Source organism: Oenococcus kitaharae, from assembly GCF_025758695.1.
Classification (GTDB): Bacteria; Bacillota; Bacilli; order Lactobacillales; family Lactobacillaceae; genus Oenococcus; species Oenococcus kitaharae_A.
In genome coordinates this window covers 216,019-238,783 of the sequence record NZ_JANJQP010000003.1, presented here as the reverse complement: position 1 = coordinate 238,783, position 22,765 = coordinate 216,019, and the positions used below count along the sequence as shown (strand labels likewise).

Sequence of the window (22,765 nt, the reverse complement as noted above, 5' to 3'; positions counted from 1 at the left end):
GATTATATTTTCTCAATCGGAGCAAAAGAAGCCATCAGTTGTTTGATACCTTTAGAAGCAAAAGCGATCTTCAATAACTTATCACCGCCATCTTGTTTGATTGCCACAATCCTGCCGATACCAAAAGTTTTATGTTTAACTTGGTCACCTAACTGCCAATCCTGCTTCTCGGCACCAGTCCCTTTATAGGTCGTTGCAAAAGCCGGCCGATAATCGTGGCGGCTGCTGACAGAATCACTTTTACGGTCAAAGGGCATTGGCTGATCATAACTGCTATAAGACGGCACCGTCGGTGTTGGATTTTCTTTGTCTAAAAGAGCATCATCGATCTCATCGATGAAGACGGATGGGTCATTGCTTTGCATCCGCCCGTATAAAAGGCGTCCGTAAGCGTTAGTTAGATAAAGTTCCTGTTGTGCTCGCGTAATAGCGACATAAGCCAGGCGCCGCTCTTCTTCTAAACCATCTCTTTCAATCATCGATCGCGCCGATGGAAAAATGCCCTGCTCTAGTCCGACAATGAAAACGACTGGAAATTCCAGACCTTTGGCGGCGTGAACCGTCATTAAGGTAACTTGGCCGGCACTTTCATCATAAGAATCCAAATCACTAGCCAAAGCTGTTTGGCCCAGAAAATCCACTAACTGGTTTTTCGTCTCGGAAACTTCCGAGTCATAATCATCATCAAACTGTTTGGTTTGCGACAAGAATTCATCTAAGTTTTCAACCCTCGCCTGCGATTCCAGGTCATCTTTTTTGACATATTGTTCTCGGATGCCTGTCTTATTAAAAATCTCTTGTGTCAATTCGGTAACAGATAGAAAATGAGACTGATCCATAAATCCTTTGATCATGGCCGCGAACTTGCGAAAATTGTTTTGTGCCTTGGCCGATAACAGGCTTTCATCGGTCAAAACAGCAATCGCCTGCATGAAGGACAGATCTTTTTTGACGGCAAAGGAACGCAGTTTCTCAATCGAACTTGCGCCAATCGCACGCTTAGGTTCATTAATAATCCGCTCAAAAACCGTATCGTTATCACTATTGGCAACTAGCTGCAGATAGGCCACAATATCTTGAATTTCTTTTCTCTCAAAGAAACGCGTACCGCCTACAATCGTATACTGCATCTGATTGGCATTAAAAACTTGTTCGAAAACACGCGACTGAGCATTGGTTCGGAAAAGAATCGCAAAATCGTTTAAACTGCGGCCTTTTTTGACACCAGCTTGAATGTTTCTAAAGACATAACGGGCTTCATCGGACTCGGATTGCGCGCGATAATAGTGAATCAAATCGCCTTGCTCATTGTCAGTCCACAGATTTTTAGCCTTGCGTTCAATATTATTTTTAATTACCTGGTTGGCGGCCATTAAAATATTTTTCGTCGAACGATAATTTTGTTCCAGCAGAACCGTCTTAGCACCAGGGAAATCTTTTTCAAAATTCAGGATATTATTCATATCTGCACCGCGCCAGCCATAAATACTTTGGTCAGAATCACCTACGACAGCTAGATTTCGTGAACCAAAATCACCAGCTGCCAGCATTTCAACTAATTTGTATTGCGCATCATTTGTATCTTGATATTCATCGACGTGAATATAGCGGAATTTATGCTGATAATAATGAAGCACATCCGGTGCCTGTTGAAACAGCTGAATTGTGCGCATGATCAAATCATCAAAATCCATTGACTGCGATTGAGTCAAACGACGCTGGTACAAATCATAAGATTCCGCCACAGCTTCGTCAAAGACAGTCTTGGCGGCATTTCTGGCGTCATTAGGCGTCTGCAGTGCATTTTTAAAATTAGAGATCGCGGCCAATACTGATCTTGGATCATATTGATTTGTATCATAATTCAAATCATTTAAAACATGCTTGATCAAGACTTTTTGGCCGCTTGTATCCAAGATAGAAAAGCTGCTCGTAAAACCGATTTTCTCAACATCACGCCGCAAAATCCGTGCTGAAAGCGCATGAAAAGTCGAAACCCAAATGGCACGTGCATCCTCTTCATCGACAAGGCTGGCAATTCGTTCTTTCATCTCGGCGGCTGCTTTATTTGTAAAAGTAATCGCTAAAATCGACCAAGGCGTCACTTGTTTTTCTTGAACCAAGTAGGCAACTCGGTGCGTCAAAACACGCGTCTTGCCAGAACCAGCGCCAGCTATAATCAAAAGCGGCCCTTCGGTAGTCAGAACCGCTTCTTTTTGTTTATCATTCAAACCTGCTAATAAATCATTCACTCAAATTATTTTAACATTGAATTTTCAAATAATTTTCTCTATTCAGACAAAGTCGCTGTGTGAAAATTAATGGATTAAAAAGCTCAATCGTAGATATCCAAATGATATCTCACAATCAGAGTAATCAATTTGTCCGCATAGCCTGGATCGGTTGCATAGGCATTTTTGACCAAAGCTCGTGCGGCCTGATGGTAATTTTCAGCTTTCAAAACATCTTGATATTGATTTTTATTCCAACTGGTCCCTCTGAGGAATAACCGATTATGCTGGCGGACAGATTCCTGCCAATTTTTGTAAACAGAAAAACGACCGGTCACAGTTACCCACTTATTGCCGCTGAACTCTCGCGTCTGGAGATTGACACTTTTTTTAGGATCTGAAGACCAGCTTTTGACACCAAAATAATTATGGTATTGCGCAGCTAATCGGCTTTTCCCCCAATCAGATTCTAAGATCATCTGAGCAATGGTAATAGATGACAGGATATGTTCCTCTTGCTGCCGTTTTTGAATATAAGGTGCGACACGATCAATAAAACGCTGCTGCGACAGGACTTCTTTTTCCTTTTTAGAGATTGCATGCCTGCCAGGCAGATGCTGCTGAACCGATACATAATAAGTTAGTACAAAAGAAGTCGTAAAGACCATGAGAACAAGACCAAGACGAAAAAACAAAATCAGATGTATTTTTTTGTTTCCTTTCACAAATTGACCGATTCGAAAGAAAAATAATTTAAAATATTTTAGCAAACGCTTCATAGCGGAGTGATAACCTTCAAATAATAAGTCTACATAGCCAAGACTATTTAAAGATTAAGTCTAATAAACAATTAAATAAAAAAATCCGCGTTTAAGCGGATTTTCAGAAAACAGCTGTTTGTATCTTTTACAGTTTAACAGCGTTTCTTGTCTCTTCACCCTTGGCAAAGGCAACAGCGGCATCGAAACTCTGGTGAACCATTTCCAAAACGGCTTTCGTCGTATAGAAGGCTGTATGAGGTGTTACGAGAACGTTTGGACGATCAATCAAATCATTGAGACGGGCATCAGGGAACTTTTTGCCTTCCCAATCTTCATTGAAGATACCGACTTCGTTTTCATAAACATCCATAACCAAGCCAGACACTTTACCGGAATCCAAGGCAGCAACAACAGCGTCTGTATCCATTAGATCGCCACGAGCAACGTTAACCAGCACAACACCGTCTTTCATCTTGGAAATAGTGTCTTTATTGATCATGTGAATATTTTCTTTGACAGATGGCACATGGTAAGAAATAACGTCAGACTGTGCGTATAACTCATCCAAACTGTCAACATAAAGCCCTTGCTTATCAATATCAGGGTTCTTGAAGATATCGTAGGCAACAATTTTAGCACCAAATCCCTGAAGAATTTGGATCAAAACACGGCCAATCCGGCCAGTACCAACAACACCAACCGTCTGCATACGAACTTCGCGTCCAATTGTTGGTGCCCAACGCAAATCACGTTTGGCAATTTTAGCATCCAATTCCTTGCTGCGGCGCAAAACACGAGCTAATTGGATAGCTGCATGTTCAGCAATCGCATTTGGTGAATAAGCTGCAACATTTGAAATCTTGAAACCAAGTTCTTTAGCTGCATCAAGATCAATGTTATCAATACCAACATTTCTTAAGCTCATTTGGTGAATGCCTTGGTCGGCTAACGCCTGCAATGTCTCACGCGTGTAAGGCAGCTGCTGATAAACAACAACCCCGTCAGATCCAGCCGCTTCTTTGGCTGAATCAGGTGTCAATAATTCTTCAGTGTATCCAACTTCAACATCAGGATGAGCATCTTCCCATTCTTTAAGGGATGGTTTTTCGTCCTCACGAATTCCGTAAGCAAAAATTTTCATTCTTTCCTCCATAAAAGTACAATTCTCATTATATCTAAAAATTCACAAAGTTCCTACTATAACTCTTGCTGAAAATCTGTTGCATGATAAAGTTTCAGAACTTTTCTAAACAGGAAATCCACTAAGAAGCCAACAATTACAGGGACCACAAACCAGACAATCAAAGCCAGAAACGGATTGATGTAATTGCTGATATAGTTGGCCGTATCAGCTCTTTCAGCATTATTATTCACAAATGATTGGATGGGCGAGACCATACCAATCCAGCCAAATCCGGCCGTTGTCGAGGTTCCTTGAATATTAAACAAGGCAACTGCTAGGCCTGAAATTGCCCCAGAAAGTGCAAAGGCAATTAATGTAATCGGCTTTTTGAAGACTGACGGCATCATGCCCTTCATCGCACCCAAAAAAATTGCGACAGTCACACCTTTTTTATTGACAAACCAAGAATTAATCATCAAAACCACAGTCGTTGCAACAACACCCATGGCAGCTGCACCAGATCCCATTTGGTTCAAATTGATCGCTAAGGCGATACCCACTGTTGAGACAGGGGTCACAATAATCATAGCAAACAGAGCCGCAACCAAAGGCGCCATGATAAATGGCTGCTGATCAAAAGCCCAGCGAACAATATCACCAATCCAAGTCGTAATATCAGCAACATAAGGTGCAATCATCGTACCGATTAAACCAACTCCTCCGCCAATCACAATCGGCCCCAAGATAATGGCAACTGAGCCAAAGCCCTTCAAATACCTTGCAACCAGCCAAGTTACCAAAACTGCAATCGCAGACACAGCCATCGCATTAATAACATCCCCAGCACCTTGTGCTTGATAAAATGTACCAGTTAAAGGTGCCGCTTTGGCTGCTTTAGCCAATGGTGACAAATAACTATGAACTGCAATCCAACGAATCGACCCGGAAGAGGCTGCCACAGCAATTCCGATAACACCTGTGCTTAGGGCATTCATTTTGAATTGGAAGGCAATTGCCATACCAATCAAAAATGGAATAAACACCATAAACAAGTTCAGAATTGCGTTAAAATTTGCGCCAGCATGGGTCTGCAATAAACCTGAATACTGCAAAATATAGCGCATCACAGCGCTTGGTAAAACACCAATTAAAATTCCTTGTGCCGATCCTGTTAATATCTTGACACCAAAACCGCGTAAATCCGATTTGGCACCAGAAAAAACAGCCACCGGGCTACTTTCTTTCCCACTCATCTACTATCCTTCCTTTAATCCTTCAATGTTATTTTACTCACAAATGCTTGTGAAGTATATGAACAACATATTTTAAAGCAATTCCGCTTGCCCTGCTCTCTGCGATCCACAAGGCTTATAGGAACTAGAAAATCAAGAAAAATCTGTGGGTAACACAAATTTTGGATAAACTAATTAAAGACTTACATGTAGATGCAGCTGATTTTTCAATTACCTATTTGTGTGAGGCTTATCCAATATGTAAAAAGGTAATACTAGGAAGAGGAAAACATGGACACAACTTATCTCAAAGATACAATGGATCAATATATGCACAATCCGAAACTTCTGTATCAAAGCTGGTATATCAACAACGAAAATCGTCAAAAGGCCTTCAACCAAGTCAAAAAAGGTGTTCGAAAAATAGTCAAAACCATTGCAGATGGTAGTTTTCCTAGAGACTTGCATGGATCTGCTTTAGAAGAAGTCATGGACATTATTTGCGGACAGCAGGAAATATTCAAAGGCGCCAAACATGCATTTATGTGGAAACCAAAAATGAGAATTCCTGATATTTACGAGAACAGAAGTAATCAGGTTGCTTTCGCGGATATGCTCAGCCAAGTACTTGAGACTAATCAAGAAGTCAAAATGCTAGTTGCGATCGAAGAACTTGATAAGCAGCATATAAAAGGTCTTGGCCCATCAGTGGCTAATATTCTCTATTTTTTAGAACCCAGTATTTTTCCTCCTTTTAATACCAGCATCAAAGATGGGTATAATCTCTTAACGCACTCAAACATCAAATTAGGAAAATGGTCCGAATATTTTAAATTAAGAGACGGCATCATGGCACTCAACCAGGCTGGCGGTCTATTCTCAAAAGATCTAGGGGCAATTTCAGGTTTTCTATTTGATGTCGGAAAAGGTAATTACGCGATCAGAGAGAATGCCGATATGATCATCAAACAGCAAGAAGGCGGAACTAAAAAGAAAATAGATGAGAAAATAGAAGAACAAGAACTCAAAAATCTTCATCAGGAAATGCAGTACATTCTGGCGGAGATAGGCAATCATATCGGATACCATTCGTGGATTGCTTCCAACGATCATAACAGAACGTATAAAGGAATGAGATTGGGAGACTACTCCCTACCTGTATTGCCGAAATCTTTTCAATCTCTCCCCGCCAGTTTGCAGGAAACAATTGGCCTGATTGACGTCATATGGTTCTCAAAAGAAAATAAACCAGTTGCTGCTTTTGAAGTTGAAAAATCAACATCTATCATGTCCGGCATGAATCGGATGGACGATCTTGATCAAGCCGACGATGAAAATCAGATGATGCTCTATATTGTGGCACCAGAAAAGCGAGAGAACATGGTGATTGCCCAGTTTTCGCGTCCCCACTATATGCATAATCATCACCTGCACGATCACCTGCGATATATATTGTTTAAGGATCTGATTGAAAATTTTCAGTCTATGAAACGCTTTGGCAATGACTTTTCTATCTTAGCTCCGATTTCACATTTTCCAGATGGCAGAATGGCAGAACAGTCCAGCAATTGAAAAATATGCCAATAAATTCCCTGTATTTCTTGCAACTTCTAGCATTTAATTAATGGACAAGAACCCTTTAATATCAAGGATTAAGCAAACAAAAACCGCCACTTCAACGATGGCGGTTTTATTGTCATAATGGCCCAGCCCGGACTCGAACCGGGAGCTTAGACTTAGGAGGTCCGTGTTTTATCCCGTTAAACTACTGAGCCAAAAAAATCAATCATCGGCGGCAAAGCGGATACCAGCGCTTTTCCTCAGGTCAAACATCAGCGGATTAATCTGAGACGCGGTTGCAAGCCAATTCTCATATTCTACAAGATTAGCTTCTGAATGTCGATCACTCAGTATCCGAGCAAAATCCCGTGCTTCTGCCAGCAGCGGATTTTGTTCTGTCCCTAATGCTAATTGTTCACGATGACCATTCCCGTCAATCAGCTCGACATGATTTAATTCAGAGGGACTATCAATCAACAAACGATCCTTTAATCCGAAGACCTCGCTTGGCGCCGAAGACGTAAAAATCTTGGAGATCAGAATGTTCACCGTAAAAGCAGCATAATCCAAACTGATGACACCAGAACCATCAATGCCGTTTTCAAGCAGACGCGCCCGATAGTCAGCCTTATCAGGATAACCAAACCAGCCAATGGCGTCATAAAGCGGGTAAACGCCTAAATCGTATAGGGCACCACCGGAGAATTTCCTAGTAAAAACATTCGGTGCATGCAGCTGGTCAGCTAAATATTGATCATAACGACTTGAATAATTGGCATAAACCAAGTTGGCACCTTGTATTGTCTTCAAATCGGTAATCTTGTCTTTGATAATCTTGAAAATAGGATCATGGTAGTTCCGAGCCGCTTCAAAGAAACGACGCTCAGGATTTTCAGCCAGCAGCTTCATAATTTCCTGAAATTCATGTGTGTTTGAAAAACTTGGTTTCTCAACAATGATATCAAGACCATGTTTGAGAGCAGACTGTGCGTGCCGAAAATGAAATGAATTTGGGGATGCAAGATAGACTGCCTGTATACCGGAATCTAAAAATGCATCAAAATTGTCAAATGCCGCGGCTGGCTGACCAATCTGTTTAATAAAATCATCAGCCGTCTCTTTGCTGCGCGAGTAGACAGCCGATATGATAAATCCTTGTGATTCAATAGCCGCTTGAGCAAACTGTGCGGTAATCCAGTGTGTGCCAACAAGACCGAGCTTTATCATTTTTCAATCTCCCTTGATAGGTTTTTTAAATCAGATAGTCTGCCGTTAAAAATCGACAAAGGCAGGCGGAAAGAACGAATACCGGAACCAACCTTCCCATTGGCATTATACTGTACAAATTGATTAACCGTATCGGTGTTGTCCAGACTGTTTTCTAGCAGCCAATACCTCATATTCAATGGCGCCAGCTGTGCTTGAATCCGATCGTAGACTGCCTTGTCGCAGCGGACAATGACAGAATTTTTTGGATAATAGGACCTTAGATCCAAAATCAGGCCACGCAGATTGGCAATTGAATTGTTGTCAGTAATATCGTCATCGGTTACAGAAATAGCGATCGGTAAGTTCCCTACTTGACGGCCTACATTCTGCACGAAATATAAATAAGCCGCATAAGCTGTCGTGAAAGAATCATAGATCAGCACCGCGCCGGCCGACAGACCTGCGTCCCGCGCCGACTTCAGAGATGACATATACAAATCATCAAAATCGCTGCCGCCAGTCGTGGCGCGAAAATAGACAAAACTTAATCCCTGCGCACGCAAATAAGAATAATCGCTATAGGGCTGATCCGAGCTCAAAGTTGTTCCTCTAGCAAACTTGCCGCTAGCCAATTTAGCCCGAGTACTGCCGCCACTCTGACTATCAGAACTGCTCGAGGCGCGGCTTGATTGACGTTTAGAACTTTTTGAAACTTCACTTTTTGAAAGCGCCTGCTTGATTGGCTTAGAACTAGAAGATGATTGCACAGCAGGCCGGCTCTTTTGGCTAGGAACACTCGCAAAGACCCACAAACTGACCGTCCAAAGAAAACCTACAATAACAAGGATGTAAAAGATGTAATCCAGCATCCCTTTCTTTTTATTTTTCCGTTTCCTCTGCACCTTTCTTATTATAACTAAGTCTTGGCGTCCGCTATAATTATGTTGATGGTTACCAGGCAGACCAGGTATCCAACCAAAACGTTGCCGTCAGGGAGAAAAATATGTTTCCAGCATTGAATAAACAAATCGACAAGTTTGCTGATCTGATTATCAAGAAAGGTGCTCATGTAGCGCCCAGGCAGACAGTCGTTATCTACTCGAATACAGAAACTGATTATTTTGCTGAAAAATTGGTCAAGCGCGCCTATCAAGCCGGTGCTGTGCAGGTACAGGTTCAATGGCACAATGCACTAGAAACAAGGGAATTTTATTTGCATGCGAGTCCGGCAGTCATTAGTGAAACGCCCGAATACTTAAAAGTCTGGGGCGACGATCTGATTGGTCGGAAAAACGCGACAAGAATTTCAATTATGTCTGACAACCCTGATAATTTAAGCGGTATTGACCCTCAAGTGATTGCTAATAGGCGGCAAGCTTTACGGCCCGCACTAAAAACGGTCGCTCAAAAAACGACTGCCGATGTTATTTCCTGGCTTGTCGTGGCAGCGCCTTCGATTGCTTGGGCAGAAAAAGTATTTCCGGATTTGCATGGTCAAGAAGCTGCAGAACGCCTTTGGCAGGAAATTTTAAAAACAGTCCGCATCAGTGAAGATAATGATCCAATCGCCGAATGGGATCAGCATGTCGCTGAATTAAAAGCCCATGCTGATTGGCTGACAGAACAGAATTTTAAAGAACTGCGTTACAAGTCGGCCAAAAGTGATTTTACGATTGGCTTAGCAGAGCACCATCGTTGGGAGGCTGCTAGTTCAGTCGATCGAAGCGGGAATCCCTTTATTCCTAATATGCCAACCGAAGAAGTCTTTACTGCACCAGACAACCGCCATATTGACGGTACAATTGCTTCAACGCTGCCATTAAGCTACAGTGGCAATCTGATTCAAGATATTGTTCTGCAAGTCAAAGATGGCCAGATTGTTAAGGCACAAGCTTCAAGTGGTGAAGCAGTACTAAAAGACCTGATCGCTACAGATGCTGGCTCGCATTCTTTTGGTGAAGTTAGTCTCGTTCCCTTCCACTCGCCGATTAATGATGCAGGTGTCTTGTTCTATAACACATTATTTGACGAAAATGCCTCAGACCATGTCGCTATCGGCCAGGCATACAACACTAATATTCAAAAGGGTGAAGAACTTGATGAGAAGACACTTGCATCATATGGCTGGAATCAAAGCGATGTACATGTGGATTTCATGATCGGTTCTAGCGATATGGCTATTGACGGTGTCACACAAGACGACCGTATTATTCCAGTATTTAGAAATGGTGATTGGGCATAAAAAAAGCGATTCTGAATGGAATCGCTTTTAATTTGCTTATTATCTATTTTGCAAAAGCATTAACAGCAAGCCTAGGATCAACCAAATGCCGCCAAGGATTGCTGTAATTCTTTTCATGACAGCCTCAAAGCCACGTGACTTTTGTGCCTGAAAGAGGTCGCTGGCGCCGCCTGACAAAGCATTCAATGCGTCCTGCTGTTTGCTGGGCTGCATCATAATACAAATAATCAAGACGATACCGATAACGACTAATGCTGTTAAAATCAACTGTGCCATACTCCATCCAGTATATCAGATTGATTCCGTTTGACAAAGAGCATTGTGCAGAAACAAAAAACCTCGGAAAAACCGAGGTTTTAATCAATACAATTTATGGCTCATCTTATCTATATAAAATTAGTCTAATTTTGCAAAGTGGAGCAAAGTGCGGACCATGTTGGATGTGAAACCGTATTCGTTGTCATACCATGAAACAGTCTTAACCAACTGGAAATCACCGCCAGCGACGATCTGAGTCTGAGTTGGGTCAAAAACAGCACTGTGAGTATCGTTGATGATATCAGAAGAGACAATTTCATCATCGTTCCAACCAAAGCTTTCGTTACCCTTTGTATATTCTTTAAAGGCATCGTTCACTTCTTCAACAGTAACTTTCTTTGACAAAATACTTGTCAATTCAGTCACAGAACCATCGATAACTGGAACACGCTGAGCATGACCGTTCATCTTGCCGTCAACTTCAGGAACAACCAAGCCAATAGCCTTGGCAGCACCACTGCTATGAGGAATCGTGTTGGAAGCAGCTGTACGGTTAGAACGCTTCTTAGAACCGCGAGGTCCATCAAGGATCATCTGAGTAGAAGTGTAGGCATGAACAGTCGTCATTGTACCAACTTCAACACCAAACTTGTCTTGCAGCAAACGTGCCATTGGTGCCAATGACTGGGTCGTGCAAGAACCAGCAGAAACAATTGTATCGGCAGATGTCAGAATGTCTTGGTTAACACCGTAAACAACTGTTGGTACAGCACCGGCTGGGGCAGAAATTAATACACGCTTAGCACCGGCATCGATATGAGCCTGTGCTTTTTCTTTGGAAGTGTAGAATCCAGTACACTCAAGAACATATTCAACACCATCGTTCTTAACCCAAGGAAGGTTGTGAGCATCTCTTTCAGAATAGATATGATAGTCTTTGCCGTTAACCGTCAAAGTAGCTGTCTCATCATTAGCTGAAACATCGGCGTTCAATGTGCCATGAGTGGTATCGTACTTGAGCAGATAAGCCAGCATTGAAGGTGTTGTTAAATCGTTGATCGCAACAACTTCAATATCAGAGGCTTCATCTTGTAACTCAAGGATCCGACGGAAAGCCAAACGGCCAATACGTCCGAATCCATTAATACCAATCTTTACAGTCATAGAAAATTTTCTCCTCTTATGAATATTTGGATATTGTCCGTAAATAGTATAACACGGGCTTTTGACAAAGCTTGACCATTAGCCCGTCTGACAAGCTTTTTTTACCTTGACACAGGTTATACATTTCACAAAATCTTATTGAAAATACCACTTTGTCCAAAAGCCTGAAAACAAAAATAGATTAGCCTTCTTATCTAGTATAATAGTAATGTTCGCGCGAGTAGTGTAATGGATCATCACGTAGGATTCCGGTTCCTGAGATGAGGGTTCGATTCCCTCCTTGCGCATTTTTAGTTATCTTTATTGGCGATAATAAAAGCCTATAAACTGATTTTTTTCAGAAATTCCCCTATCAACGCTGCAGGATAGCAGCAACGTTCGATGGAATAATAAGAGAGTCGCTGTTTCCCATCAATGCAGGACCAGTGACGGCTGGCTTGATATTTAAAGCCCGCCTAATTTTGTCTGTTCCTACCTGCTGACTCGTTTTCGATACAACTTGAAAGGATACGCCGTCTTCCCAATCAGAAGTACCTTGTATTGAGTACGATTGAACGTGTTTTTTGGCATTCGCATAATTTTTTGCGATCAAAAGAAAGTCATTCAGCACTAAATTAGTCTTCACATTTGAGGCCAGAGAATTAACAAAAGAACTGGTTAAAAAAACAGCCGGATTTTTTGCTTTGTTTAAAAGTGCCTGTATCACGAGTCTTTGTCTCTGGGTTCGACCATAATCGCCCAGCGGATCATCATAACGCATTCTCGTGAAAGCCAAAGCGGCTTGTCCATCCATACGCTGATATTCAGTCCAATCAGTACCGTCGGTACTGTGATAGTAAGTGGATGATCCCTTGATGAAACGATAAATGTCATTACCCGTATCGTGAGCAGTATACGGATTATAAGAAAAATTCAGAGGCGATTTCACCTGGACGCCGCCTACTTGATCCACCATTTTGATTAATCCGCCCATATTAACCAGCGCCACAAAATTGATTGGCACATTTAAATAATGCGAAACATCAGACACAGTCTGCTTGAGGTTAGTAAAAGTATAGACTGAATTTATTTTTTGTGGAAAAGTATTCTCTAATCCGGGAATTGCCACCATCGTATCTCTTGGAATAGAAACGAGCGTCGTCCTTCTCTTTTGCTCATTAACTGTTACTAGCATCATAGAATCAGTTCTGCCTTTGTCGGTTCGGTTCAAATCACCAGTATCGGTGCCCAAGAGCAGGATCGAAAAGGGCTTTTTACTATTTAGAAGTTTATTGTTATGTGCAGACTGTACTTTATCTGTTAATCCAAGGCTTGTTTTTTTAAAGGATTGAGACAAGTTCAAAAAATGATATCCAAGCAGCAATAAGGCTGCTATGAAAATAAAAATGAAAATTCTTGATCTAATTTTGTGCATCGTTTTTCCTTTCCGTGAGATCTAGAATGGCTATATGTTGGCTTGCCTGCGGCATCACGCGGCCAAAATCGTTAAACTTATTTTGAGGTTTTCTTATGAATTTAAAGCAATTAAAGTATTTTGTCGTCATCTGTGAAGAAGGACAGATCACGGCCGCGGCAAAACAATTGCATATCAAGCAGCCGCTTTTGAGTTATGAAATTAAGCAATTAGAGCAGGAACTAGATACTAGTTTATTTGTCAGAGGCCCGAGAGGAATTTCTCTGACCGATGCCGGCAAGATTTTCAAACCATATGCTGAACAAATAACTGAGTTATCCAGGGTCGCTCAAGGCAAGGTACAGTACCTGCATAAAGGTATTTCCGGGTCATTATCAATTGGCAGCGTCTCATCTTCAATAAATAAGCTGCCGAATCTCAACTTGCTGCAACTTAAAAAATACTATCCCAATATCAGCATCAATATCATAGAGGGTAATACGTATAAATTACTAGGTTACCTGGAAAAGGGATTGATTGATCTAGCAATTTTGCGGACTCCTTTTTCAAGTAATGGCGTGATCGGTTATTATTTTGATAAAGAACCAATGATTGCAGCTTCGTGGGCAGACCCAGGTCAGGTGGATCAGGCAGAGACATCATCCAGTGTTGAGTTAAAAGATCTTGCCAATGTGCCTTTAATCATCTACAGAAGATTTGAAGAAGTTATAAAAGGTGCTTTTGCCGAGGCTGGCCTGAATCCACTGATCGTCGTCCGTTGTGATGATGCCAGAACAGCATTGGATTGGGCTAAATGCGGCTTTGGTACTGCCTTAGTACCACATTCTGCCATCCTGCAAATTCAAGAACAGCGGGATCGGCGTTTCCATATGCGGGAAATACGGGCGAAAAGCTTGGAAACACAATTAGCTGTTATGTGGCGGCGAAACGAACCCTTTAGTCCCTTGGTGGAGAATTTCTTAGAACTCTTGATTGGTCAGCAGTCACATAAATCGTGACACTGGCTGCCATGATTTCGCCAATGTGCCGATAGATAATAGGTGCAAACATTTTACATTTCTGCAAAACCTAAGGCCATACCGCAAAAAAGAATAATCAATACCAAAGTCGTAATGTAGCCATACAATTTATCCCCGCCTCTAAAAAATGCATAAATTGAGGCTGCCACTCTTAAAACAGGGGTCAAAATCAATAAAAAGAGACCAAGCATAATAATGGCGTAAGGCTCTAAACTGCATAAGTCATGCACCAAACTAGTCAACGAAGTTGGCAGCGTGTTTGCTTGTTGGTTTTGCTGCAGGGAAAGTATGATAACGCCGATAGTGATGATGGTTCCCGAAAGGATAACACCTATTCTTAAAATTTTGCCAATCATAATTTCGATGCTTGTCATCTCGCTTGTTTTTGTTGTATCTTCTTCAACCATAGTTAAAATCCTCTGAACATCATCTGCAGGCCCATATATGCTAATACAGGAATGAAAATCATCCTGATAGTTCGAGCTTTCAGATACAACATAATTCTCGATCCAATAAGTGCGCCAATTAAAATACCAATTGATAACGGGCCGGCGATCTCTGGGCGAATTGATCCATTGAAGAAATAAATCATCGCACTCGCAGACGCCGTGACACCAATCATCAGATTGCTCGTTGCACTGGATGGTTTGATCGGCATTCCCATAATCGTATCCATGGCGAGCACCTTAAATGCGCCACTTCCTATCCCTAGTAAGCCGCTAGCTATACCTGCGCCATACATCATCGCAAAACCACCCGGAACATGCGAAACTTGATAATGAATCATTCGCTGAGACGGTTTATCATAATAAGTATCGTCCAATCTCAATTTACGCGAGATAGCATCTGCCTGTACCTGATCTTTCGTCTCTTTTTTTGCCCTCAATTTTTTAATCATATTGACAGCTGAAAAAACTAATAAAGCGCCAAATAAAACAAATAAAAAGCCTTTTGGAACAACGCCTGACAACAGCGCTCCTGAGATAGCGCCAATAGTTGTAGCTATCTCAAGAAACATTGCCACTCTCAAATTCAGCATTCGATCTCGCAAAAACGAAACTGCTGCTCCGGAACTTGTCGCAATAACAGCAATAATGCTTGCGCCAATGGCATATTTGATAGGTACTCCCATCATAATAGTTAATATAGGCGTTGCGATAATGCCACCTCCTAGACCTAACACGGCTCCAAAAACACCAGCAAGAAGGCCTACTAACAATAAAATTTCAATACTAATCATTTTTCTCTCCTTAATATCGAACTCGGTAAATTGTCTTCAACTATGAAGAATTCGTGCCTTCATTGTTAATCACCTTTTGAAAATATAATTTTTCCAAAATATGCTGGTTGATGTCAGGAATCAAGTCTATGTGGATTTTTGCCAATTCAATATGCATGAAACAGCTCCTATTACGAACAGATATTCATCCACGTTACACAACGGAAGATAATGAACACGTATCACCATACGTTCGCCAATCATTCTATATCTAAAATTCATAAAATATAGGCATGTATAATATGTATTTTTTTGATATCTAGGTAGATAAACGTTCAAACTATCTTAGTTCACAAAAAAGAAGCATCTCGCTTCTTAAATAAATGTCCTGTTTTGGTCGGAGTGGCATAATTTGTCTATAGGCTGCCGGATAGACGGTCCGTAGATTGTTTTTCAAATTGGAGGGCGCCGCATGGCAAAACTTAATTATGAAGATCAAGAGAATTGGCCATTTGAAGGCGGGAAACGGCAGTCGCCGATTGATTTGCACTTTGCTCAAGCTAAAAAAATGCCATCAGCTGCGGATTTGCAGCTGGCCTACAGTCAAGTGGCCAGCTACGCTAAAGATACGGGGCGCGGCATCGAAGTTGGATCATCTGGCCAAGCCATGATTAATCAGCGGCCATTTAGTTTACAGCAGTTTCATTTTCACGCACCCAGCGAACACTTGCTTGACGGACAGGATTTTCCGGCCGAAGTTCATTTTGTTCATGAAGCAGCAGATGACCAGCTGGCAGTGATTGCCGTTTTCCTGACTGTTGGGCAAACATCCCCAGCAATTACCTCGATCCTGCATCAACTAGGTGCCTCAGAGAAATTTGCCTGTGATGTCGAAAAACTGCTGCCAAAAGACCGTTCTTACTTTCATTATTTAGGCTCTCTGACCACACCACCATTGACCGAAACGGTGGAATGGTATGTGATGACGCACCCTGTCGAATTATCGGCCCTGCAGCTCAAAGAATTCCACCAGCTTTATGAACATAACAACCGAAAAATCCAAGCCATGAATGACCGGCCGCTGCTTTATTTTCAAGCCAAGGAGCCATCATGAAAGTACTGGTCTTTGGCGGCAGTGGTTTTGTCGGGCAGCAATTACTGAAAACTTTTCAAGCACAAGGCTGGCAAACGATCAGTGTTTCACGGCACGGCCGACCGAAAAAAGGTCAAGCGGCCTGGGCTGATGAAGTGACTTGGATCAAATCTGATGTGACAAAAGATCAGACTTGGCAGGATGCTGCTAAAAATGCCGATTGGATCATTGATGCGATTGGTATTTTGTTTGAAAAACCCAAACAAGGCATCACCTATGAGAACGCGATTGTACTGCCCTTGCAGAAGATCGCTGGGTTTTTGCTTAAACAATCAAAGCCAGCCAGACTGATATTTATTTCTGCTAACAAAGCGCCTTTTGTCCTGAAAAAATATATGCAACATAAGATCGCGGCTGAAAGATTTTTGCAGCAGCCCGATTTTGCCAAGCTACAAAGCGTGATTATTTATCCAGGGCTGGTAATTGATGCTGCTAAACCTACCACGCTGATTGCTGAATGGGGCATTCACCTGCTGTACCGTCTACCCTTTTTAAAAAAATGGATCAGCGGCTATCTGCCCATCAAACGGACAATCTTAGCCGACGAAATTACCAAAGTCATGCGGGGCGGCAAATCAATTTTGACGCAACGGCGGCCATAACATGATTAAGAGGCTGTTATTTTCGTGCTTGCAAAGAGATTAGAATCAAACCGAGAATCCCCAAGCTCAGGCCCAAAAACATAAAGGAATAAATACTCAGCCAGACAGCTGAAACGAAAATCAATAAAATACTGCTGACAAAAACACTGGTAATATAGACAACCCGCATCTTTGCCCCCAAATTAACGAAGAGACAAACGATTTGAAAGATGTTTAACAGGGCTGTCAGAAAAGCAATCACAATCGACGACTTTGCCAGTAAATTTCCCGAAGACATCAAAGCATAATTATCACTTGCCGTTACAACAAGTGGATAAATAATCAGCAGTAGGCCAATGGCCACAATCAATTTCATAAACAACAGAAAGAATTTGAATAGTGTCTTGTCATTATACATATTGGACCTGCTTTCTCAGGAAATTCAACCGGTATCTATTCTTATTATATGGGTTGCACAAAAGGACTGTCTAGCAAAAAAGCCCGATTTCTCGGGCTTTTATAATAACTATTTTACTTTTCAGATGCTGCAACTTTAGGCAGAATCAAATTCAAGAGGATACCGATCACCGTTGCCAAAGCAACACCGGAAAAATCCAATCCGTTTGATAATTGCAGATGGAAATTACCAATACCGATAACAAGAATTGGTGCCGCTACCATCAGATTGCGTTTTTTTGAATAGTCAACTTTACTATCAACAATCACCTGCAGGCCGGCTGCCGCAATCACACCATAAAGCATGAATCCAACGCCACCGATAACCGCGCCAGGAACCGTCTCAATCAAAGCGGACAATTTACCGATAAAACTCAATAGAACAGCCAGGACAGCTGCGCCACCAATGACCCACACAGAGTAGACACGGCTCATCTGCATAACGCCAATGTTTTCCCCGTATGAAGTTACTGATGGGCCGCCAACCAATGATGCTGCAATTGAAGCTGTACCATCACCAGCCAATGTATGACTGAGTCCGGGATCTTTAAAGAAATTATGGCCTGTGATTTTATTCAGCACCATGATATGGCCCAAATGCTCGGAAATAGTAACCAGAGCTAGCGGCGCCATACTTAATACAGCTGAAGGATAAAACCTGCTGCTTTCAAAAATCGAGTTGAAGTTCGGAAGTGCAAACCAAGGTGCGGTCATCACACGGCTGAAATCAACCAAGCCAAACAACACCGCAAAAATATATCCAGTTATAATCCCTAACAGAACCGGAATCATCCCCATAAAACCCTTGAAACACATGTTGTATAAAATCGTGACAGCCAGCGTTAGCAAAGCAACAATAAAAATCTTAATATCGTATTTACTTGTTGCGGAGTTGATTGTCGCATTCTGAGCAGCGGTAGATGCCAAAGATAGACCGATCACCATGACAATCGGGCCAACGACCGAAGCCGGGAAAATTCTGTCAATCCAAGCAGATCCGGCTTTAGCAACAATCAAAGCGACAATCAAGTAAACAACACCAACTGATAGAACACCTTGCCCAACAGCTGGATAGCCGAAGGCTTTCATCAAACTGCCCATTGGAATGATAAAGGCAAAACTAGAACCCATGTAGGCCGGAATTTTTCCTCTAGTTATCAGCATGTGAAGCAGTGTACCAACACCTGACGAAAAAATTGCCACACCAGGATTTAAACCAACTAGCAGCGGTACCAGTACAGTCGCCCCGAACATACTGAACAAGTGCTGCAAACTTAAACCAAATAAAGCTGGAAATGGTGGTCGTTCATACAAGTCGTAGATAGAACCATTTGCGTGTTTCTCTTCCATAATTTCTCAATTCCTCTCGTTTTTGTGCTAAATAAGAAAAAACGCAACCGTTACCCAATAAATGGGCAAGGCTGCGTTAAAGCATCTGAATCACTTGTTTTCTATTTTTTTGCACTGAGAGTAATTAAAACAGTCCAATCCCAGCTTGTCAATAGTTATTTGTCAGCAACTGTAAAACGTTCGCCGATGAAGCGCGGTTCCTCAATTTCGTTAAGAATGGCTGTCGCAATATTGCCTGTCGTCACATGGGATTTGCCATCTTCAGCATAAATTAATTCATCCCGGCCGGTCATGTAATCAGAGGCCGGCCCATCGACAAATTCCTGCTGCGGCGAGATCGCTGTCCAATTCACATTTTGAGCATCGTGCTGTAAAACATAAAGTGCATCGACACCAAATTTCGGCTCATCGATCCAGGCCTCGTTATTAGCCAGCTTAGACAAGCTGTCGTATAAAAGTTGTCCGTCTTCTCTTTTAAGTGAGGAAGCACCTAAAATAAAGATAAAACGACTGTCGATTTTGCGGCCAATCCGTAACAAATAAGTCAAAGCATCAAAATTTTCAATCGGATGAGTATGATTGGCAAAAGCATTAATCACAACATCATAGCCGTGCAAGTTTGCCGCACCAATTTGATAGAGGCTCTTTTTAATAAAATAGCCTGGGCCAAGGAGTCCCTCAGCCTTATTTAAATCCCGCACAAAAGCTGTCACCTCATGCCCGCGTGCAATTGCCTCACGATAGATTGCTCTTCCTGCCATACCAGTCGCACCAATAATTGCAATCTTCATCTCCTCGAACCTCTTTTCTTCGTTCGCGAATTAATCATCAAAAACAAAAACAAAATTTGATTTTAAAAGAAACTGATTAAGACACCCAGAGCCGCTTAGCATCGTGAAAACGCACTCATGCCAACATTTTAACTCATTGCAATTTTTTGTTTATCTAATTTGGCCTGGCGGTCGCGATCACGCTTCATAATCGGTCCTAAATACTGGCCAGTATAAGAGGCTTTAACTTGAGCAACATCGTCAGGCGTGCCCGTAGCGATGACCTGACCACCACCTTGGCCGCCTTCAGGGCCTAAATCAATCACCCAATCGGCCGTTTTGATGACATCCAGGTTATGTTCAATGACAAGCACCGTATTTCCAGCATCAACCAAACGATGCAGTACTTCTAAGAGCCGTTTAACATCATCAGTATGCAGGCCCGTGGTCGGTTCATCCAAAATATAAAAATTACGGCCGGATTGAATACGATGAAGTTCACTGGCTAATTTCATGCGCTGAGCTTCACCACCCGAAAGAGTCGTCGCAGACTGTCCTAATTGGACATAGCCTAGGCCGACATCCTTAATTGTCTGCAGTTTACGAGCAATTTTCGGTATCGCGGAAAAGAAAGGCAGCGCTTCATCAACCGTCATATCCAACACTTGGGCAATATTCTTGCCCTTATAGGTAACTTCCAAAGTCTCTGAATTGTAACGCGTACCGCCACAGACTTCACACGTGACGTAGACATCCGGCAGAAAGTTCATTTCGATTTTGATAATGCCGTCGCCTTGACAGTTTTCACAACGGCCGCCTTTCACATTGAAAGAAAAACGTCCCTTGGCATAACCACGCATCTTCGCTTCATTAGTCTGAGCAAACAAGCCGCGAATATCATCAAAAACACCCGTATAAGTTGCTGGATTTGACCGCGGTGTCCGACCAATCGGTGATTGATCAATGTCGATCACTTTTTCAATGTGTTCAAAACCTTTAATTGACTTATAGGCGCCGGGTTTTTCTGAGTTACCGTTAATTTTTTGTTTCAGCGCGCGTTTTAGAATCGAATTGACTAGCGTGGATTTACCCGACCCAGAAACACCAGTCACAGCGATGAATTTGCCCAAGGGAAATTTAACGTTGATCTTTTTTAAGTTGTTCTCCGCTGCCCCATCTATTTCGACAAACTCGCCATTGCCTGGATGGTGTTTTTCCGGTACTGGAATAAATTTCTTCCCCGACAGGTATTGGCCTGTAATGGATTTAGCCACGCGTTCTACTTGTTTAGGCGTACCGGCGGCCATGACTTCGCCACCTTTGTCGCCGGCACCCGGGCCAATATCAATCAAATAATCAGCCGCCCGCATCGTATCTTCGTCATGTTCGACAACAACGAGTGTGTTACCAAGGTCGCGCATCTTTTTGAGCGAATTCAAAAGCATATCATTGTCTCGCTGATGCAGTCCGATAGACGGCTCATCCAGTACGTAAAGGACACCTGATAAATTCGATCCAATCTGGGTGGCCAAACGAATTCGCTGGCTCTCTCCACCTGATAAGGTCCCGGCAGAACGGGAAAGCGTCAAGTAGCCCAAGCCAACTGACACGAGAAAACCCAAACGGTCGGAAATTTCTTTGGCAATCGGTGCGGCGATTTCTTGATCGTTTTTACCTAATTTCAATGCTTTGAAAAAAGACAATTCATCGGAAACTGCCAGATCCACCACTTGCCCAATATTCAAATGATGAATTTTCACTGATAGCGCTGCCGGGTTCAAACGATAACCGCCACAAGCCGGGCAGGACATCTCCGCCATATATTGACTCATCACATCCCTTGTAAATTCAGAATTAGAGTCGTTAAAACGCCGCTGAATATTATTCAAAACGCCTTCAAATTCAGTATCAACATCACGAACTCCGCCGAAATCATTTTCATAATGGAAATGAAATGTCTTCTTGCCAGTGCCATTCAGCACCATGTCACGCTGTTTTTTTGGTAATTTGCGCCAAGGCGTGTCTTCATTAATACCATTCTGCTCGGCAAACTGTGACAACATAGACGGATAGTAATTAGAAGAAATAGGGTTCCAAGGCGCAATTGCGCCTTGCCTAATCGAAAGCGAGTCATCCGGAACCACAAGATCAATATCAACTTTGCGCAGCACACCCAACCCTTGGCAGACTGGGCAGGCACCCATTGGTGCGTTAAAAGAAAACAATCTCGGTTCCAAACGGCCGACACGAAAATCCTTTAAAGCACCCGAATAATGGTCAGAAAATTTCATCGTTGACCCGTCGACTTCTTCAACGGTTACCTTGCCATCCGCGATTCGAGTTGCGGCCTCCATAGCATCATAAAGGCGGGATCGCGAACCAGCTTTTAAGATGATGCGGTCAATCATGATCTCAATCGTATGACTGCTTTCACGATTCAAAGACAAGTTTTGTTCTTCATCCAGCTCAACAATCTCACCATCAATACGGGCACGAATATAACCCAATTTTTTGGCATTTTTCAGAGATTGTTCATGCGTACCGGGCTGATTTTCGATAATTGGCGCAAAAATCTGCAAGCGGGAGCGCTCAGGCAGTTTTAGCACTTTTTCAACCATCTGGTCGACAGTCACCATCACGATTGTGCCGTCTTTAGGTGCATCCGGCCGGCCGATTCGTGCAAACAGCAAACGCAGGTAGTCATTAATTTCCGTGACAGTTCCGACCGTCGACCGAGGATTATTATTGGTCGTCTTCTGATCAATAGAAATGGCCGGCGACAGTCCTTCAATCGAGTCGACATCGGGTTTTTCCATCTGACCTAAAAACTGCCGAGCATAGGCTGACAGACTCTGCACATAGCGGCGCTGCCCCTCAGCATACAAGGTGTCAAAAGCCAAGCTGGACTTGCCAGATCCAGATAGGCCGGTCAGGACAGTCAGGCTGTCGCGCGGAATATCAACATCAATGTTTTTTAAATTGTGGGAACGCGCCCCGCGAATCGAAATGTATTTCTTCACCAT

Annotated in this window: 20 protein-coding genes and 2 tRNA genes; 6 read left to right on the top strand and 16 right to left on the bottom strand. The window is 42.5% G+C overall.

Annotated features, from left to right (window positions below):
* Positions 1-2: 2 nt before the first annotated feature.
* From pcrA to NRF22_RS07350, 4 genes are all read right to left on the bottom strand, one after another.
* Positions 3-2,252 carry a DNA helicase PcrA gene (gene pcrA / locus NRF22_RS07365; RefSeq protein WP_263779912.1) on the bottom strand — a complete coding sequence of 750 codons (2,250 nt, stop codon included), beginning with the start codon at positions 2,250-2,252 and terminating at the stop codon, positions 3-5.
* Positions 2,253-2,335: 83 nt separating this feature from the next.
* Complete coding sequence (locus tag NRF22_RS07360) at positions 2,336-2,956, bottom strand: glycoside hydrolase family 73 protein (RefSeq protein WP_263779911.1); 621 nt, start codon at positions 2,954-2,956, stop codon at positions 2,336-2,338.
* A 181-nt stretch (positions 2,957-3,137) separates the two neighbouring features.
* Positions 3,138-4,133: a D-2-hydroxyacid dehydrogenase gene (locus NRF22_RS07355; protein WP_263779910.1), complete on the bottom strand. Its 996-nt coding sequence runs from the start codon at positions 4,131-4,133 to the stop codon at positions 3,138-3,140.
* A gap of 56 nt (positions 4,134-4,189) precedes the next feature.
* The gene (locus tag NRF22_RS07350; protein WP_263779909.1) at positions 4,190-5,368 is read right to left on the bottom strand and encodes a PTS sugar transporter subunit IIC; all 1,179 of its coding nucleotides are present in this window, start codon (positions 5,366-5,368) and stop codon (positions 4,190-4,192) included.
* A 309-nt stretch (positions 5,369-5,677) separates the two neighbouring features.
* On the opposite strand from NRF22_RS07350, the gene NRF22_RS07345 reads away from it, so the two are divergent.
* Positions 5,678-6,919, top strand: a complete 1,242-nt coding sequence (locus tag NRF22_RS07345) for a type II restriction endonuclease (protein WP_263780051.1) — start codon at positions 5,678-5,680, stop codon at positions 6,917-6,919.
* 130 nt (positions 6,920-7,049) lie between these two features.
* Here the strand turns inward: NRF22_RS07345 and NRF22_RS07340 are convergent.
* From NRF22_RS07340 to NRF22_RS07330, 3 genes are all read right to left on the bottom strand, one after another.
* Positions 7,050-7,122: transfer RNA gene (locus NRF22_RS07340), tRNA-Arg, on the bottom strand.
* Positions 7,123-7,129: 7 nt separating this feature from the next.
* Positions 7,130-8,134 carry a Gfo/Idh/MocA family protein gene (locus NRF22_RS07335; RefSeq protein ID WP_263779908.1) on the bottom strand — a complete coding sequence of 335 codons (1,005 nt, stop codon included), beginning with the start codon at positions 8,132-8,134 and terminating at the stop codon, positions 7,130-7,132.
* Positions 8,131-9,018 carry a GH25 family lysozyme gene (locus tag NRF22_RS07330; RefSeq protein WP_263779907.1) on the bottom strand — a complete coding sequence of 296 codons (888 nt, stop codon included), beginning with the start codon at positions 9,016-9,018 and terminating at the stop codon, positions 8,131-8,133. The genes NRF22_RS07335 and NRF22_RS07330 overlap by 4 nt, the downstream gene beginning before the upstream one ends.
* Positions 9,019-9,119: 101 nt before the next feature.
* On the opposite strand from NRF22_RS07330, the gene NRF22_RS07325 reads away from it, so the two are divergent.
* The gene (locus NRF22_RS07325) at positions 9,120-10,358 is read left to right on the top strand and encodes an aminopeptidase (RefSeq protein ID WP_263779906.1); all 1,239 of its coding nucleotides are present in this window, start codon (positions 9,120-9,122) and stop codon (positions 10,356-10,358) included.
* A 39-nt stretch (positions 10,359-10,397) separates the two neighbouring features.
* Here the strand turns inward: NRF22_RS07325 and secG are convergent, their stop codons facing one another.
* Both secG and gap read right to left on the bottom strand, forming a co-directional pair.
* Positions 10,398-10,634 carry a preprotein translocase subunit SecG gene (secG, locus tag NRF22_RS07320; RefSeq protein ID WP_028291888.1) on the bottom strand — a complete coding sequence of 79 codons (237 nt, stop codon included), beginning with the start codon at positions 10,632-10,634 and terminating at the stop codon, positions 10,398-10,400.
* Between the two features lie 120 nt (positions 10,635-10,754).
* Positions 10,755-11,780: a type I glyceraldehyde-3-phosphate dehydrogenase gene (gene gap, locus NRF22_RS07315; protein ID WP_263779905.1), complete on the bottom strand. Its 1,026-nt coding sequence runs from the start codon at positions 11,778-11,780 to the stop codon at positions 10,755-10,757.
* 214 nt (positions 11,781-11,994) lie between these two features.
* Between gap and NRF22_RS07310 the strand changes: the two genes are divergently transcribed.
* Positions 11,995-12,067, top strand: a tRNA-Arg gene (locus NRF22_RS07310).
* Positions 12,068-12,132: 65 nt separating this feature from the next.
* On the opposite strand, the gene NRF22_RS07305 is transcribed toward NRF22_RS07310, so the two are convergent.
* Positions 12,133-13,194, bottom strand: coding sequence for an LCP family protein (locus tag NRF22_RS07305; protein WP_263779904.1), 1,062 nt, complete (start codon positions 13,192-13,194; stop codon positions 12,133-12,135).
* Positions 13,195-13,289: 95 nt separating this feature from the next.
* Here NRF22_RS07305 and NRF22_RS07300 point away from each other — a divergent pair, with 95 nt between their 5' ends.
* Complete coding sequence (locus tag NRF22_RS07300; RefSeq protein ID WP_263779903.1) at positions 13,290-14,192, top strand: LysR family transcriptional regulator; 903 nt, start codon at positions 13,290-13,292, stop codon at positions 14,190-14,192.
* Between the two features lie 53 nt (positions 14,193-14,245).
* On the opposite strand, the gene NRF22_RS07295 is transcribed toward NRF22_RS07300, so the two are convergent.
* Both NRF22_RS07295 and NRF22_RS07290 read right to left on the bottom strand, forming a co-directional pair.
* A complete protein-coding gene (locus NRF22_RS07295; RefSeq protein ID WP_263779902.1) occupies positions 14,246-14,620 on the bottom strand; it encodes a DUF1634 domain-containing protein in 375 nt (124 codons plus the stop codon).
* 2 nt (positions 14,621-14,622) lie between these two features.
* On the bottom strand, positions 14,623-15,453 hold the full coding sequence (locus tag NRF22_RS07290; protein ID WP_263779901.1) for a sulfite exporter TauE/SafE family protein: 831 nt from the start codon (positions 15,451-15,453) through the stop codon (positions 14,623-14,625).
* 451 nt (positions 15,454-15,904) lie between these two features.
* On the opposite strand from NRF22_RS07290, the gene NRF22_RS07285 reads away from it, so the two are divergent.
* Both NRF22_RS07285 and NRF22_RS07280 read left to right on the top strand, forming a co-directional pair.
* On the top strand, positions 15,905-16,546 hold the full coding sequence (locus tag NRF22_RS07285) for a carbonic anhydrase family protein (protein WP_263779900.1): 642 nt from the start codon (positions 15,905-15,907) through the stop codon (positions 16,544-16,546).
* Complete coding sequence (locus NRF22_RS07280) at positions 16,543-17,187, top strand: NAD-dependent epimerase/dehydratase family protein (RefSeq protein ID WP_263779899.1); 645 nt, start codon at positions 16,543-16,545, stop codon at positions 17,185-17,187. Before NRF22_RS07285 ends, NRF22_RS07280 begins: the two co-directional genes overlap by 4 nt.
* 16 nt (positions 17,188-17,203) lie before the next feature.
* Here the strand turns inward: NRF22_RS07280 and NRF22_RS07275 are convergent, their stop codons facing one another.
* The 4 genes from NRF22_RS07275 to uvrA form a co-directional block, all read right to left on the bottom strand.
* The gene (locus NRF22_RS07275; RefSeq protein ID WP_263779898.1) at positions 17,204-17,584 is read right to left on the bottom strand and encodes a hypothetical protein; all 381 of its coding nucleotides are present in this window, start codon (positions 17,582-17,584) and stop codon (positions 17,204-17,206) included.
* 113 nt (positions 17,585-17,697) lie between these two features.
* Positions 17,698-18,972 carry a solute carrier family 23 protein gene (locus NRF22_RS07270; RefSeq protein WP_263779897.1) on the bottom strand — a complete coding sequence of 425 codons (1,275 nt, stop codon included), beginning with the start codon at positions 18,970-18,972 and terminating at the stop codon, positions 17,698-17,700.
* Between the two features lie 155 nt (positions 18,973-19,127).
* The gene (locus NRF22_RS07265; protein WP_263779896.1) at positions 19,128-19,763 is read right to left on the bottom strand and encodes an NAD(P)H-binding protein; all 636 of its coding nucleotides are present in this window, start codon (positions 19,761-19,763) and stop codon (positions 19,128-19,130) included.
* 128 nt (positions 19,764-19,891) lie between these two features.
* Positions 19,892-22,765, bottom strand: a complete 2,874-nt coding sequence (uvrA, locus tag NRF22_RS07260) for an excinuclease ABC subunit UvrA (protein ID WP_263779895.1) — start codon at positions 22,763-22,765, stop codon at positions 19,892-19,894.